The organism is Xanthomonas sp. 1678 (assembly GCF_031455575.1).
Taxonomy (GTDB): Bacteria; Pseudomonadota; Gammaproteobacteria; order Xanthomonadales; family Xanthomonadaceae; genus Xanthomonas_A.
In genome coordinates this window covers 696885-712699 of sequence record NZ_JAVDSZ010000001.1, presented here as the reverse complement: position 1 = coordinate 712699, position 15815 = coordinate 696885, and the positions used below count along the sequence as shown (strand labels likewise).

Annotated in this window: 7 protein-coding genes; 1 reads left to right on the top strand and 6 read right to left on the bottom strand. The window is 70.0% G+C overall.

Going from position 1 to position 15815, the window contains the following annotated elements; all coding sequences use genetic code 11:
* Window positions 1–40: 40 nt before the first annotated feature.
* From J2Y70_RS03130 to J2Y70_RS03115, 4 genes are all read right to left on the bottom strand, one after another.
* Window positions 41–4273, bottom strand: a complete 4233-nt coding sequence (locus J2Y70_RS03130) for an Ig-like domain-containing protein (RefSeq protein ID WP_309913271.1) — start codon at window positions 4271–4273, stop codon at window positions 41–43.
* Window positions 4274–4368: 95 nt separating this feature from the next.
* The gene (locus J2Y70_RS03125) at window positions 4369–7203 is read right to left on the bottom strand and encodes a TonB-dependent receptor (protein ID WP_309913120.1); all 2835 of its coding nucleotides are present in this window, start codon (window positions 7201–7203) and stop codon (window positions 4369–4371) included.
* 333 nt (window positions 7204–7536) lie between these two features.
* Window positions 7537–9906 carry a Tat pathway signal protein gene (locus J2Y70_RS03120; RefSeq protein ID WP_309913118.1) on the bottom strand — a complete coding sequence of 790 codons (2370 nt, stop codon included), beginning with the start codon at window positions 9904–9906 and terminating at the stop codon, window positions 7537–7539.
* Window positions 9907–10589: 683 nt separating this feature from the next.
* Complete coding sequence (locus tag J2Y70_RS03115; RefSeq protein WP_309913115.1) at window positions 10590–10898, bottom strand: hypothetical protein; 309 nt, start codon at window positions 10896–10898, stop codon at window positions 10590–10592.
* Window positions 10899–11051: 153 nt separating this feature from the next.
* Here J2Y70_RS03115 and J2Y70_RS03110 point away from each other — a divergent pair, with 153 nt between their 5' ends.
* Complete coding sequence (locus J2Y70_RS03110; protein ID WP_309913111.1) at window positions 11052–11309, top strand: hypothetical protein; 258 nt, start codon at window positions 11052–11054, stop codon at window positions 11307–11309.
* Between the two features lie 138 nt (window positions 11310–11447).
* Here J2Y70_RS03110 and J2Y70_RS03105 read toward each other — a convergent pair whose 3' ends face one another.
* Complete coding sequence (locus tag J2Y70_RS03105) at window positions 11448–13781, bottom strand: DPP IV N-terminal domain-containing protein (protein ID WP_309913110.1); 2334 nt, start codon at window positions 13779–13781, stop codon at window positions 11448–11450.
* 132 nt (window positions 13782–13913) lie between these two features.
* Window positions 13914–15485, bottom strand: coding sequence for an APC family permease (locus tag J2Y70_RS03100; RefSeq protein WP_309913107.1), 1572 nt, complete (start codon window positions 15483–15485; stop codon window positions 13914–13916).
* Window positions 15486–15815: the final 330 nt, after the last annotated feature.

Here is a 15815-nt window from a genome sequence, read left to right as displayed (position 1 = left end):
AGCAACAGCCGCGTCCAGCCGAACCCAACATGGCGCAGGCTCACGGCGCCACCGCCGCATCGACCACGATCTGCAGCCGCACCGGCAGCTGTCCGCTGCCGCCGCGCCCTTGCGCGCTGCCGACGATGCTGGCGCTGGCCGGCGCGGCGGACACGGCCGGCGCCAGCGGCGGCCACTGCACCGGCACGCGTTCGCGCGACCCATCGTTGTATTGCACGCTGACGTACTCCGGCAGTGCCGGCACCTGCCCGGCCCGCACATGCAGCGGCGGCGGCGCCTGCACGGTGTTGATCTGCCCCGGCGCGCTGGCGCGCACCCAGATGCTGGCGGCGACCGGCACGCCGCCGTCGGCCAGGCCCTGCAGCTGCACGCGGCCTTCGCCGGCAAGCGCCGCGGGTTCGAGCTGCGGCCAGCGCACGCCCAGCCACGCCCAGCTGCCGTCGGCGAAATAGCCGGCGATGCGTTGCGGCAACGCGGGCATCTGCCCCGGCGCCACGCGCACGTCGACCGGCTCGGTGCTGTCGGCGCGTTCGGCGAACACCTGCCATTCGTCGAGACCGACCGCGGCGTGGCCGTCGCCCTGTGCGGCGGTGTCCAGCACCGCACGCAACGCGGTGGTGGTCACCGGCGCGAACGCCACGCGGCTGGGTGCGCCGCGCGCGGCGACCGCATAGCCGCCGCGCACCGCGATGTCGCGCCACTGCTCGCCATCGCGGTACTGCAGCTTCCACGCGCGCGGCGGCGCCACCCCGCCCTGCGGCTGGTCGTCCCAGAAGTACAGCGCCGCCGCGTTCACCCGCTGCGGTTGCGGCCATTGATACTGCACCCACACCGAGGCCGGTTGCGCGCGGCCCCAGCTGCCCCAGCGCCGGTCCGGCGCCGGCGCCTGGCCAGGCTCGGGCAGCAGCCCGTCGTTGAGCGCCTGCAGCCGATGATGGCCGGCGGTGACCTGCGCGCTGGCCTCGGCCTCGCCCTGCACCTGCAACCCCTGCCCGGCGGGCAACGCCGCGGCGACCACGGCCACGTCGGCATGGCCCTGCAACGCGCCGTCGTCGGCCTGCAGCCGCAGCGTATAGGCGCCGGGCGCGGTGAAGCGCACGCTGGTGCTCGCCGCCTGCGGGTCCTCGAAGATCGCCGCGCCCCCAGGCGCTGCTTGCAGCACGCGCCAGTGCAGCGCCAGCGTGCCGTTCGGCAACGCGTCGTCACCGACCCGGCCGACCAGGCGCAGCGCACCGCCGCCGGCGCCGTCCTCCTGCCAGGCCTCGACCTGCGGCGCCTGGTTGGCATTGGCCGCCGGCGGCCTGGCGCCACTGGCGTAGGCCTGGATCTCCTTGATGCCGGTACGCAGCGCGCCGGCATGCGTGACCAGCACGCGCAGCCGCTGCACGCGCAGCGCCGGGAAGCGCACGCGGTTACGGTTGCCCTGCGCGATCGGCGCATCGCGCACCTGGCCGGGCACGGTCTTCCACTCGCGACCATCGAAATACTGCAGCGCGTACAGCCACGGCGGCGCATAGCCGGCGCGGGTGCCGGAGGCAAAGCCGTGCTGTTCGCCGGGCGGCGAGGAGCTGCGGTAGAAATACAGGCGCACGTCGTCCAGCAGTTGCGGCCGGCCCAGGTCGAGTTCGATCCAGTCGCTGCGCGACGGCGAGCCGGCGCTGCCCCAGAACGGTTCGTTGGCGGTGCTGCCGTCCACCGCCGCAGTGGCCGGAAAGCCGTCGGCGGCGTAGCTGGCGCTCACCGTCGCGCCCTGCGCGAGGTTGCGCGCCGAAGCCGGCAACGCCGTGTCCACGCCGGCGTCGGTCAGCACGGCGGCGATGCGCGCATCGGCGGCGAAGCGCACCTGCTCCGGCGTCTGCAGCGCACGCGCGTGCGCGGCCAGCACCCGCACCTGCGCGGCATCGGCATTGACCGCGTCCGGCGCCGCCTGTACCTGGCCGCTGGCCGGGTCGTAGATCACATGCGCCAGGCGATCGACGGTGAACGCGAGCTTCCCGTCCAGATACACCGAATAGCCTTTGGGCACCGCGCCACCGTAGTGGCGGCCGTCGCGATCCCAGACGATGCTCAGGTCGCGGTCGCGGTAGCGCAGCGCGTCGGCGGCGAAGTGGTCCCAGCCGATGTCGATCGGAAACAGTTCGATCCTGCCGTCGCTGCGCGGGCGCAGCCCCATCGCGTCCTCGATCACGGTGAAGTTGGTCGCGCCGAGCTGGGTATGGTGGATCCACGAGCGGTAGCCGATGCGGCCACCGTCGGCGGCGCTGCCCTGGGCCCAGAACTCGTTCTGGTCCGGATAGCGGTTGTCGCCGTCGATGTAGTGCGCCCAGGCGTTCCAGTACAGCAGCTTGCGGTAGCTGCTCGCGTCCAGATACGGGCTGGGATAGTCGCGCAAGGCGCTGCCCAGCAGGCGGAACGCCACGGTGGAATTGATCACCGAGAAGTTGTTGCTGCCGCCGTCGCCACGCGCCTGCTGGTCGGCCTGGTTGGCGGTATAGAACGGGAACAGCGGGTACTGCCGCGCATCGGCGAACAGGCGCAGCGCGCGGACGTACTTCGGGTCGTAGTCGGCCTCGCCTTGCTTCGGCATCAGGCCGACGCTGAACGGGTAGTAGTTGTTGGTCTCCTTCCAGTCCACCGGCAACCGCGCACCGTCGGCCTGGCGCTGCTTGAGCAGGTCGCCATGCAGGCCCATGCCGTCGGCGCCCGCGCTGCGGTCCTGCCACAGCACGGCGAGCACGGCGCTGCGGATCTTCGCCGCCAGCGCCTGCATCCGCGTCGCGGTGGCGCTGTCGCCGGCCAGTTGCGCGGCCTGCGCCGCGGCCAACGCATTGGCGTAGACGTAGGCGCTCTCGCTGCGGTCCATGCGCACCTGGCCGTGCTGCTTGGCCCAGTCGAAGGACACCGCGTCGGCGTCGTTGCCGGTCATCGCCGCCCAGTCGTACTCGATCAGGCCGTTGCCGTTGCGGTCGTAGGCGCGCAGCAGCGCGTCCACGTCGGCGCTGGCGTAGCGCGCCAGTTGCGCGGCCACCGCCGGCGGCCCGCCGTGCAGTTGGTAGGCGCGCCAGGCGGCGGCGCTGAGGTATTGGGCGTAGGAATTGGACCAGTTCTCCGGCGCGCCGGGGTTGTCCACGTACTTGCCGCCGCCGGCGGTCTCGCCGGCGCCCAGCCAGGAGCCGTAGGCATAGCTGGGATCGCGCAGGTACTTGAGGTCGTCGATGAACATGCCGGTGGTCAGCACGATCGCGTTGTCGTAGCCGAGCACGCCTTCGATCGCCACCGGGAACTGGTAGTCGTTGCCGGGCACCGCGGCGTCGAGGAAATTGAAGCGCAGCAGCCACCAGCGGTAGAACAACGTCTTGTCGATGTTGTCCTCGGGGGTGTCCATGTACGGCAGGTTGTCGGCCCACCAGCGGTTGTAGGCGACGACGTGTTCGCTGTAGGCGTGCTGCGGCGACTGCGCGGCGATGCGCCGGTATTCCTGCAGCGATGCCGGCAACTCGCGCGTGACCAGCCCCAGCTGCACCTTCAGCGTGGCCGCCTCGCCGCGCGCCGGCACCGCCACGCGGCGCGCGATGGAGCCGCCGTCGACCGCGAAGCCGTCGCCGGACAGGCGCGGGAACACCGTGGTGATCGCGTTGTGGGTGACGAACGCGCCGGTGAGTTCGGCGCCGCCGGCATGCGTGGCCATCGGCGAGGTCGCGCGCAGGGTCAGCGTCCGCGCCACGCCGTCGCTGCTGGACAGCGTGGCCTCGGCCACGGCCACGTTCTGCTCGCTGATGAACTTGACCAGGCGCAGCCGCACGCCCGCGGCGGCATCGGCGTAGACGCTGCTGAAGTAGCTCGGCGTCTGCCGCCGCTGCGCGCTGTCCTCGACCAGCTGCAACGGCGTGCCGTCGCGTTCGAGCTGCAGCCGGAACAACGCATCGTGGCCGGTCTTGTGCGCGTAGGCGACATCGCCGACGAAGCCCGGCTGCTGCGGCGCGTGCGTGTACATGTACGCGGCGCGGCCGCGGCTGAACAGCCAGTTGTTGCTGTCGTCGAAGCCGCCGCCGGTGCCGCTGCGCGCGAGCATGCGGTCGATCCAGAAATCCTTGCCGGGCGCGCTGCCGGCGCCGGCCGCCAGGTCCGCGGCGAACACCCGCCGCAGATGGCCGCCCGGGGCGAAGGCCACGCCGTTGTCCGGCAGTGGCTGCGCATCGCCCTTGAAGCGCGGATAGCCGAGCGCGGCGTTGCTGTCCTGCAATCCTTCGCCGTCGCTCGCCGCGGCCGCCACCGTGGCGACCGCGGCGCAGAACAGCGCCGCGGTCAGTGCCACCGCAGCGCGGCGCCGCCAGTCCGAGGCGGCCTTGCCGCCGCTTGCCGCCAGCCTCAAAACTCGGTCCTGAGCCGCGCCCAGAAATACCGCCCCAACGTGTCGTAGGTGAACGCGTCGGTGTTGGCCGCGCTGGCATAGCCGTAGTACTGCGGCGGCTTGCGGTCGCCGAGGTTGTTGACGCCGGCCGACAGCGTGGTGTGCAGGCTCTCGAACTTCCGGCTCAGCGAGGCGTCGTGGTAGGTCACCGTGCCGACGCGGAAGTACACGCAGCTGCCGTCGGCGGCGGTGTTCACGCAGAAGTCCTCGTAGGCGCTGCCGACCGTGGTCGGGCCGAGCAGGCGCGTGTTCCAGCTGGCGTGCCACGGCCCGTTGTCCCAACCCAGGTTGAAGCTGGCGCGCCAGCGCGGCATGTTGCCGTAGCTGGAGGTCTCGCCGACGTAGTTGTGGTCGTCGCCGCTGAACTTGTAGCTGGACAGGAAAGTGGCGTCGACGCCGGCCTGGAAGCTGCCCCAGGCGGTGTCGCGCAGCGCGTACTTGATGCCGATGTCGTAGCCGCGGATATCGACCTTGCCGCTGTTGATCGCGAACGGCACGGTGACGCTGACCAGCTGCCCGCTGGCGTTGCGCTGGATCAGCGGGCAATACGCGCTCTGCCCGTCGTAGCAGTTCTGCAGCACCTGGTCCAGGCCGGAACCGTTGATCATGTCGTCGAGCGTGACCCGCCAGCTGTCCAGGTTCAACGACAGGCCGTCCGCCCAACCCGGATCGTAGACCGCACCGAGGTTGTAGGAACGGCCCTGCTCGGGCTTGATCTTGAAACCGGCATTGGCCGAGCCGGTGGTCAGCACGGTGAACGAGGAGGTGTTGACGAAGCTGCCGTCGGTGGGCACGTTGGCGCAGGCCGCCGCATTGCCGCCGCCGGTGTAGCCCGCGCACGGATCGGTGAAGTCGCCGCTGGCGTCGACCACCCCGTTGAACGGCGAGCCGTACAGGTCGCCCAGCGCAGGCGCGCGGAACACTTCCGAGCCGGTGGCGCGGATCAGCAGGTTGTCGATCGGCCGCCATTCCAGCGCGATCTTGCTGTTGGTGGTGTTGCCCCAGTAGTCGTACTTGGAATAGCGCGTGCCCAGGTTGAGGTTCAGCGCCTGTGCGCCGGGAAGATCCTTGAGCAGCGGGATCAGCACTTCGGCATAGGCCTCCTTGATGGTCTCGTCGTGGCCCTGGTTCATGATGCAGCCGTCGTTGTAGTCGCAGCTGCCGCCCGCATCGGCGGCGGCGACCGGGTTGCTGGTGCCCTGCGAGAAATCGTTCTTGCGCAACGACAGCCCGAACGCGGCCTGCACCATTCCCGCCGGCATCTTGAACAGGTCGCCGTTGACGCTGGCCTCGGCGAACTTCATCGTGCTCTCGTCGATCAGGTCGACCGCGCTCTGGGTGGCCTTGATCCCGGCGATGGTGGCCGGATCGTCCGGGTTGAACACGTTGATCGGGGTACAGCCGGCGATCACGTTGCCGGGCGTGCCGCACTTGACCACGCCGTCGCTGTCCAGGAACGAGGCGCCGGCCGCGTTGTTCAGCGCCGAGGTGATCGAGAAGCCGTTGCGCACCAGGGTGTCCTTGTAGCGCGCATAACCGGCCGCCGCGTCCCACTGCCAGCTGCTGTCGGAGAACTTGCCGCGCAACCCGGCCACGATGTTGGTCTGGGTCATGGTCGAGGAATAGACGCGGGTGTTGGCCGGCACCGAGCGCAGCAGGTAACGCGACAGGTCGCTGCCGAACGGGTTGTAGTAGTTCTGCGCGGCGTTGGGCAGCTCCAGGCCGAAGGCGGTCAGCTGCGAGGTGGTCTTGCTGCGGGTCCAGAACATGTCCAGGTAGCCCTGCACGTCCGGGGTGAAATCGAAGCTGGCGTGGGCGGAGAAATTGGTGCGCTCCACCGGGGTGATCAGGTACTGCCCGGTGTAGGAGTTGTAGCCCTCGACCGCCTGGCTGTAGGTGTGGAAGTCGCCGGCGTCGACCGCGCCGGGCGCCAGGTTGCTGTTCGGGGTCAGCACGCTGCCGTCGCTGAGGAAGGCGCGGGTGCCGTTGCCGCGGCGTTCCACCACCTGCCCGTTGAGGTAGTTCACCGCGGTCTTGGCGTAGCTGCGGTCTTCGTCGTACAGCGCGTTCATCGAGCTGCGGCTCAGGCCCAGGATCAGCCCGCCGCGCTCCCAGGTCTTGCCCCACTCCACGCCCAGCGTGCGGCGGTTGCCGTCGCCATGGGTGCTCTGGCCGTAGTCGACGGTCGCCGCGGCGCCGTCGTACTTGTCCTTGAGGATGATGTTGACCACGCCGGCGATGGCGTCGGAGCCGTACACCGAGGAGGCGCCGTCGGTCAGCACTTCGATGCGCTCGACCATCGCCGCCGGGATCGCGTTGATGTCCACGCCGGGCGCGGCGGAGACGCTGCTGGCCGGGCCGGCCATGCGGTGGCCGTTGACCAGCACCAGGGTGCGCTCGGCGCCGAGGTTGCGCAGCGACACCAGCGCGCGGCCGTGGCTGAAGCCGGAGTTGAGCGAGATGTTGGGCATGTTGCCGGCCATCGCCGGCAGCTGCTGCAGCAGTTGTCCGAGCGTGTTCTGGCCGCTGTCCTCGATCCGCTGCCGGTCGATGGTGATCACCGGGCTGGCGGTTTCCGCATCGACGCGGCGGATATGGCTGCCGGTCACGCTGACCCGTTCCAGTGTGGTCGCCGCCGGATCGGCGGCGGTGGCGTCCTGCGCCAGCGCGCACGGCGCCGCCGCGGCGACCGCCAGTGCGCTGCAGATCGCCGCCGCCAGCGGACCTGGCCGCTGCACGCGGCGCCATGACGACGGGAAAAGCGGCGCAACGCGTTGGGACAAAGACGACATCGGAATCTCCTGGGCGGCGAGGCATGGCGATCGGCGAGGTCGGCGCCCATCCCCGGGCAGCCGTCCCCATCGCCAGTGGTCGGTGGCGGGTACGGAAAGGACGTGTCCGCGGGCGCGACGGCAGGTGGAGGGTCCCACCGCCGCGTCCGCGGCGACGCGTACGACGACGCGTTGCGTCCGGCTACTTCGTGCAGGAATCTCCCCCGGAGATTTCACTGCACGGCCACAATGTGCGCGTAGGGTGACGGCCCCGTCTTGTCGTATTTATCGGGAAAATGTGCGGAATATCGCACTGCGCGACAGGTTTCGGGACGTTTCCGACTTTTTCGCCACTCAGCCGTAGGCGGCCGAAATCGTCATCTGCCGCGCCGCGCCGGCCGGCACCTGAACGCGCTCGTTGCGCGGCCCGGACAGCGCCACCGCGCGCCCGTCGATCAGCACCTCGCGCAGCTGCGTGCCGGCCGGCACGCGCAGGGTCAGCCAGGTCCGTGCCGGCGCCTGCGCCGGCAGGGTCAGGGTGCCGTCGATGCGCTTGCGCGCCGGATCGCCGCGCAGCGCCAGCGACACCGCGCCCCACCGGGTCGGCGCGGCCTCGATCGCGATCGCCTCGCCGCTGCCCAACCAGTCGCGCGGCAGCGCGCGCGCCAGGAACAGCTCCTCGCCGGCGCTGTCCTCGAACACCAGCATCCAGCGCAGCAGCAGCGGGATGGTCATCTGCGCCGGGATGCAGAACAGCGGCATGCCGCCGGTGATGCCGCTGACCTCGCCCGCGGTCCAGCTGCCGCGCGTGTGCACGTGGTAGCGGTGCGCGTACAGGAACAGCAGGTATTCCTCGATCCGGTCCAGGCGCAGCAGTTGCTGCGCATAGCCGTAGGAAATGAAACCGAGCAGGTCGCGCCCTTCCGGCGTGGGCGGGGCGATGTTGCCGACCACGCCCAGGCTGGTGCCGCCATGGCCGCGCACGCAGTCGATGACCAGGTGCGCGAGGTCGTCGGGCAGCACGTCGGCCTGCAGCAGCTCGGCATAGACGCGGTGCGGCCAGCCCTGCTCGCTGGGCTTTTCCTGCTGCAGCGACTGGCGGAAGGTCAGCTTCACCCCCGGCAGCGGGCCGATGTAAGGCGGGGTCAGGTCGCGGCGGATGTTGCCGCGCAGGGTCTTGTGCAGCTGCGCGGTGAGTTGCTGCGCGCGCCGCCGCCACTGCGCCGCGGTGCCCTGCGCGCCCGGACCGGCGATGGTGGTCCACACCGCGGCGATGTCCTGCCAGCCGCGGATCGCCAGCGCGCTGTTGGCGTAGTACGGCTTCCACCACAGGGTCGGGTCCGGGAACAGGCAGGCGTCGGATTCGTTCCAGCCATGGATCAGGCCATGCCCGGGCGCCTTCGCCGGCAGCTGCAGGCTGGCGTCGTGCAGTTCCAGCAGGATCTGCGCGGTCGCGGCGATCTTGCCGCGGTGCTTGCGCAGCAGCGCCGCATCGCCGGTGTAGCGCAGGTAGCGCGCCAGCAGCGACAGGGTCAGGCCGAACTGGCCGGTCTCCGCGCCGCGCATGTTGACCATGCCGTCGTCCTGCACGAAGTCGCTGAAGTAGCCGTCCAGCACCGCCGCGGCCTGGGCGAAGCGGCCCCACTCCAGGTTCGCGTACAGCGAGCTGGTGAAGGTGTCCTGGAAGCCGTCGTATTCGTTGCCGTAGTAGTCGCGATCGACCGCGCCGTATTTCGGATAGGTGCCGCCGGGGCGCACCACCAGTTCGCGGGCGAAGGCGAAGCGCGCCATGTCGCTCCAGCTCGGGTCGGGCAGCCGCGCCTGCACGGTGTCGGCCAGCAGCCCCTGCCAGTAGCCGGCGAAGGCCAGCAGGCCGCGGTAGAAGTCCTCGGCGCTGCGCGGGCCGCGCCGCGGCGGGTAGTCGGGATAGCTGTAGCCGTACACCACCTTGGTCACCTTGCCGTGCTCGACCAGCGCGCTGCGGTGCCAGGTCTGCACGATGAAGCGATCGGTGGCCAGCACGTCGGCGAACAGCAGCACGTCGTAATAGCGACCTTCGCCGGCCGGCACCACCTTGCGCACCGCCGGCATCCAGCCGCCGATCAGGCCTTCGTGGCGGCGTGCGACGAGGTCGGCCTTGCCCAGCTCCGGGAACGCGTGCAGCGCGCGATAGGCGCGGGTGCGGCCGTCCGGATACACCGGCATGGTGTCGGCGCATTCGCGGGTACCGACGAAGGTGGTCCACGGCAGGCGGCCGTTGTAGTCCTTGGGATCCAGTTGCGAGGCCGGTGGCGGCGCCGCGTCGCGCACCTCGTCCGGGCGCGGATCGCCGTCGCGCAGCAGGCGGTCGGCGAGCAGGTCGGCTTCGGCCATCGCCACGTCGGCCAGTTTCATGCCGAAGTACGGCGCCTGCGCGCTGGGATAGACCGCTTCGGTGCGCTTGCCGAGCACCAGCGCGCCGCCTGGGCCGAGCAGGGTCAGGTCGCCGTCGGCGCTGCGCAGGTCTTCGTACACCTGCCATTGCGCGCCGGCCTCGACGAAGCGGCATTGCAGGGTGTGGCCGGCGAGCGCATCGGCGGCCAGCGGCTGCAGGCGCAGCGGCGCAGGCGCAGACGGCGCTGCCGGCACCGCGTTGGCGGCCGCAGCGACGCTGCCGGCGAGCGCCTCGACCCCGGCCACCGCGCCGACCGCCAGCCCCTGACGCAGGAAATCTCTCCGATCCATGTCCCGTCCCCGATGAGCAATAGCGCATCATCGTGCGCCGCAGGTGGCGCTACGTCTTGTGCGCTGTGGCGCGGATCGGTGCGGAAGATTGCATAGCTGGGGCGGGGCGGCGGCGACGGCACGAGGCTTCGCGCGTGCCCTCAGAGGTGTGCAAGACCGGCTGCATGAGGCTTTGCGCGTACCCTCGTCCCCCATCGGGGCACCTTCTCCCCGATGGCAAAAGGAACGGCCGGCTAGCCCCTCTCCCACCGGGAGATGGTTGGGGTGAGGGTCCGGCGCGAAGCGTCTCACGGAGTTGGGTGCACGAGGCTTTGCCCCTACCCTCATCCGACCTTCGGGACACCTTCCCTCCGATGGCAAAAGGAGCGGCCGGCTAGCCCCTCTCCCACCGGGAGAGGGGTTGGGGTGAGGGTCCGGCGCGAAGCGTCTCACGGAGTTGGGTGCACGAGGCTTTGCCCGTACCCTCATCCGCCCCTTCGCGCGCGCCTTCTCCCCGATTGGAAAAGGAGCGGCCGGCTAGCCCCTCTCCCACCGGGAGAGGGGTTGGGGTGAGGGTACGGCGCGAAGCGTCTCACGGAGTTGGGTGCACGGAGGCTTTGCCCGTACCCTCATCCGCCCCTTCGGGGCACCTTCCCCCTAGAAGGGGGCCATGGTCCCGATGGGAGAAGGAAACGGCCGTGGCCTCAGGCCAGGACGTCCAGCAGGCTGCCGACCGTGTCGTCGGCCGCGCGCAGCACCCGCGCGTTGGCCTGGAATTCGTTGCGCGCGGACAGCCCGCCGACCATGTCGTCGACCAGGTCGCTGCCCTCGCCGCCCACCGCCTGCACCTGGCTGGTCACGCCGCCGCCGGGCGCTTCCTGGTTCACCGTCACCTGGCGCTGGAAGCCCTCGGTGGCGGCGTTGGCCACATTGTGCGCACGGGCCTGCAACCCGGACTCGGCGGCGCGCATGCCGGACAGGGCGATCGAGGACACCGAGGCGATGGAACTCATGCGCGTTTGCTCGTCGGGCGGCCGTGGTGCGGTCGCAAGGTCGATAGGTTGCCACAGTCTCCCGCAGCGCGTCGGGGCCATTGCGCAGCGCTTGCGGCCGCAGCCGGTCGCGTCGCCGCTCGACAGGCGTACGTACCGGCCACCGCTACGAACGTGGCGGCCCTGCTCCAGGCGCAATGGTTGCCCGTTGTTGCCATCGGCATGATCGCCGACAACTTTACTGCGGGAACTGAAACCTGCGACCAGGGACACCTTCGACTGCCGTTTCCGACGCCGGCGCGTGCAGCAGGGCCAGCGCTGTGCGGTCCGGCCGATGCCTGGATCCGCCTCTGCAAAGGCAGCGACGTTCCGTCACCGCCCGACCCCAGCACTGCCTTCCTGGCTCAACCTGCGGCCAAGGCGCAGGATTGACCGGGACCGCTGCGCCAGACGCCCGACGTCGCCCCCCTGTAGGAGCGGCTTCAGCCGCGACAGAGATTCCCCGACGCAGGGATCGTCCGGCTCCGATATCGCGGCCGAAGCCGCTCCTCAGGCGAAGCGGCAAGCGATTCAGTCACCGCGCCCGCCCGACGGCAGCGCATTCCAGCGCGGCGTCGGCGCATCCAGCAGATGCCGCACGAAGAAGTCGTACTGGCGGCGCTGCACGTAGTCGATCGGACCGCTGGAACGGCCCACCGAATGCTCGCCGCCGGGCACGTTCAACAGGTCGAAATCCTTGCCGGCCTTGATCAGCGCATCCACCACCTGCGCGGTCGAGGCCGGGTCGACGTTGCTGTCCTGCTCGCCGACGATCAGCAGCAGCTCGCCGCGCAGCTTCGCCGCGTTGTCCACGCCGGAGGCGGCGGCATAGCTGGCGTCCACCGGCCAGCCCATCCACTGCTCGTTCCAGCTGATCTTGTCCATGCGGTTGTCGTAGCAGCCCGCGAACGCCACGCCGACCTTGTAGAAGTCCGGATGCCGTTCCAGCGCGCCGAGCGTGCTCTGCCCGCCGGCCGAGGCGCCGTAGATGCCGACGCGGGAAATGTCGTAGGACGGGTCCTGCGCGGCCAGCGCCTTGTGCCAGGCGATGCGGTCGGGGAAGCCGGAATCGCCCAGGTTCTTCCAGGCCACGTCGTGGAACGCCTTGGACCGGTTGGCGGTGCCCATGCCGTCGATCATCACCACGATGAAACCCAGGTCGGCCTGCGCCTGCATGCCGATCTGCTTGTCGCCGCCGGAGTGGTAGCCGAACGGCCAGAAGGTCTTGGGCACGAAGCTGTCGTGCGGGCCGGCGTAGATGTTCTCGATCACCGGGTATTTCTTGTGCGGATCGTAGTCGCGCGGGCGCACCACCATGCCCCAGATGTCGGTGCGGCCGTCGCGGCCCTTGGCGACGAAGGTCTGCGGCGCGCGCCAGCCGGCCGCCTGCAGCTTGCCGATGTCGCCGCGCTCGACCACCTGCAGCAGCGTGCCGTCGATGGCATGCAGCTCCATCACCGGCGGCAGGTCCGGACGCGAATAGGTGTCCACGTAGTGGCGGCCGTCGCCGGCGATGGCCACGTCGTGGTCGGCATCGGCCGTGCTCAACCGGGTCAGCCGGCCGCCGTCGAAATCCACCGCGAACAGTTGCCGGTAGTACGGATCCTTGCCCGCGTCCATGCCGCTGGCGGAGAACCAGATGCGCCGCTGCGCATCGTCCACGCGCAGCACCTCGCGCACGATCCAGTCGCCCTTGGTGATCTGGCGCTTGACCTTGCCGCTGGCCCCGTCGAACAGGTACAGGTGGCGCCAGCCGTCGCGCTCGGAGATCCACAGGATCTCCTTGCCGAGCCCGTCCACGTCGTGGCGGAAGCTGCGGTCGGCGTAGACGAAGGTCTTGGCATCCTCGCCCACCGCCACGTGCGCGCGGCCGCTGGCCGCGTCCACCGCGATCGCGCGCATGCGCTGGAAGCCGCGCTGCACGTAGTCGAACACGAAGCTGCGGCCGTCCTTGCGCCACTGGATCGGCGACAGCTGGTAGGGATTGGCGAACAGCGCAGCGTCGATGTCGATGCGGCGCACGCCGGCGCCGGTGGACATGGCGCTGAGGTCGAACAGCACCGGCCGCTCGACATCCACCGCGTCGCCAGGCTTGGGATACAACTGGGTACGCACGCGCGGTTGGCCGCCGCCCGGCGGCGCCGCCTCTACCCGTGTCACCCGCCGCGCGAATCCGGGCCTTACCCGGTACAGCGCCAGCCGCTGCGAATCCGGCGACCAGGCCAGCGTTTCCGGATCGTAGAACTCGTCGGCGCGGCCATCCTCGCTCAGGCGCAGCACGTGGCCGTCGGCGACGCTGCGCAGCACGATGTCGTGGCCGTCGGCGAACGCCTCCCAGCGCCCGTCCGGCGAGCGCCGCGGCGTGTTGTCGGCGGCCACCGCCGGATCGCGGACCACGCCGAAGCCGCGCGGACGCGACTGTGGGCCGTCATCGGCGCGCGCGCAGACATAATCGGCGAGCGTGCAGCGCCACGGCGCATAGTCGATCTGGAACACGATTGCGGCATTGGCGCGGCCGGCGTCGGCCGCATAGTCGAAGCGGTCGAACGGCAGGCGCAACGCCGGGTAGTCGGTGCCTGCCGCCTTGCTCAGCGCGCGCGCCAGCCGCGCCGCATCGAACGCCCGCTGCTTGCGCTGGCCGGCCACGTCCTCGAGCACGAAGGCGAAACCACCAGGCACCGTCTTGCGGTAGTAGAACGCACCGTCGTCGCGCCACTGCGCCGGCCACGCGACGTTCTCGGTCAAGGTCATCCACGCCTCGCGCAGGCCGAGCGAGCGCTGGTAGTCGGCGGCGCTGGGCGCGGCCTGGGCCTGGCCGGCGAAGGACGCCGCGGCCAGCACGATCGATGCAAGGAGTCTGTTCATTACGTTCCGATATCCCCTGAATTCCGGCTCTTCTGTAGGAGCGGCTCTACGTGGCCTCGGGCCATCAGCCGCGACAGGATGCTGCAGAGCGCCTGTCGCGGCTGAAGCCGCTCCTACAAAAAAGCGAGCAACCTATTCCCCGTCGTCCTCTTCCAGCGCCAGTTCGTCGCTGCGCAATCCGGTGCGCGCGCCCCAGTGGTAGCAGCCGAACGCGATCACCGCCACGCTCAGCGTGTCCCAGGGATGCGCGATCCAGCCGATGCCGCCGAAGGTGCCCAGGTAGGACACCAGCAACACCAGCACGAAGAAGCCGATCAGCCACAGCGCGCCACGCACCTGCCGCCACAGCAGCGCGCGTGCGGACGCGCGCGGCAGCCGGTACAGCACGTACAGCACGAACATCGCGATCTGCAGGCCGAGCAACCACGACAAGGTTTTCCAGGTGGACCAGTACACGATCAGCGCGGCGACGATGAACGACAGCGGCCCGAGCAGCCCCATGCCGCGCAGCAGGAACGGCCGCGGCAGCTCCGGCGCGCTGCGGCGCAGCGCGGCCACGGTGACCGGCGCCACCGCATAGCTCAGCACCAGCGCCGCCGACACCACCTGGATCAGCGTCTCCCACGACGGGAACGGCAGAGTCCAGAACACCGACATCGCCAGGCTCAGCCACAGCGCCGGGCGCGGGATGCCGGACTTGGCGTCCACCTTGGTCAGCACCGGCAGGAAGCCGCCGCTGCGCGCCCAGCCGTAGACCACGCGCGGGGTGGCGTTCATGTAGATGTTGCCGGTGCCGCTGGGCGAGATCATCGCGTCGCAGATCACCAGCGCCGCCAGCCAACCCAGGCCCAGCGCCAGCGCGATGTCGTGGTACGGCAGCGCGAACGCCTTGTCGATGCCGCCCCAGCCCTGCGCCAGATAGCTGCCCGGCACGCTGCCCAGGAACGCCAGCTGCAGCAGCACGTAGATGACCGTGGACAGCGCCACCGACAGGATCAGCGCGATCGGGATGTTGCGCTGCGGATCGCGCACCTCGCTGGCCACCGACACGATCGGGGTCAGCCCGAGGTAGGCGAAGATGATGCCGCCGGCCGAGATCGCCGCTTCCACCCCGGCCGCGCCGAACGGCGCGAAACCCTGCACGTGCAGGTTCTGCGGATTGAAGTGCGCCATCAGCAGCACGATGATCAACACCGGCACCAGGAACTTGAACACGCTGACGATGTTGTTGGCGGTGGCGAAGGTCTTGACGCTGAAGTAGTTGAGCAGGAAGAACACCAGCAGCAGCGCGAACTGCAGCAGCCAGCCGGCGATGCTGGGATGGCTGCTGCCGGCCTGGTTCAACGAGGGGAACCAGGCCGCGGCGTACTGCCGCGCGGCCTCGACCTCGATCGCGATGAGGCTGGAAAACGCGATCAGGGTGATGAAGCCCATCAGCCAGCCGAGCAGCGCGCCGTGCGAATACTCCGGGTAGCGCACCACGCCGCCGGCACGCGGCAGCGCCGCGCCCAGTTCGCAGTACACCAGGCCCAGCAGCAGCACCGCCACGCCGCCTGCGATCCACGACACGATGCCGGCCGGACCGGCGATGGCCGACACGTGGCTGGCCGAGAACAGCCAACCGGAACCGAAGATCGAACCGAGCCCGATGAAGGTCAGGTCGGTCAGGCTCAGACGCTTGTGGAACTTGCCTTGTGTGGCCATGGTGCCCCCGCTGGAAGTTGTAACCGACTATTCCTAACTACTGTTCCCTTCTCCTTCGGGAGAAGGTGCCCCGAAGGGGCGGATGAGGGTACGGGCGAAGCCTCGTGTCGTTCGACTGCATGAGGCTTCGCGCCGTACCCTCACCCCAACCCCTCTCCCGAAGGGAGAGGGGCTCAAAGCGACGCGCCCAGGTGCTTCCTGCTCCAATTGCAAGCTTCCTCCCCCCCCTTCTCCCCCCGGGAGAAGGTGCCCCGAAGGGGCGGATGAGGGTACGGGCGCAGCCTCATGTCGTTTCGATTGCTTGAGGCTTCGACCGTACCCTCACCCCAA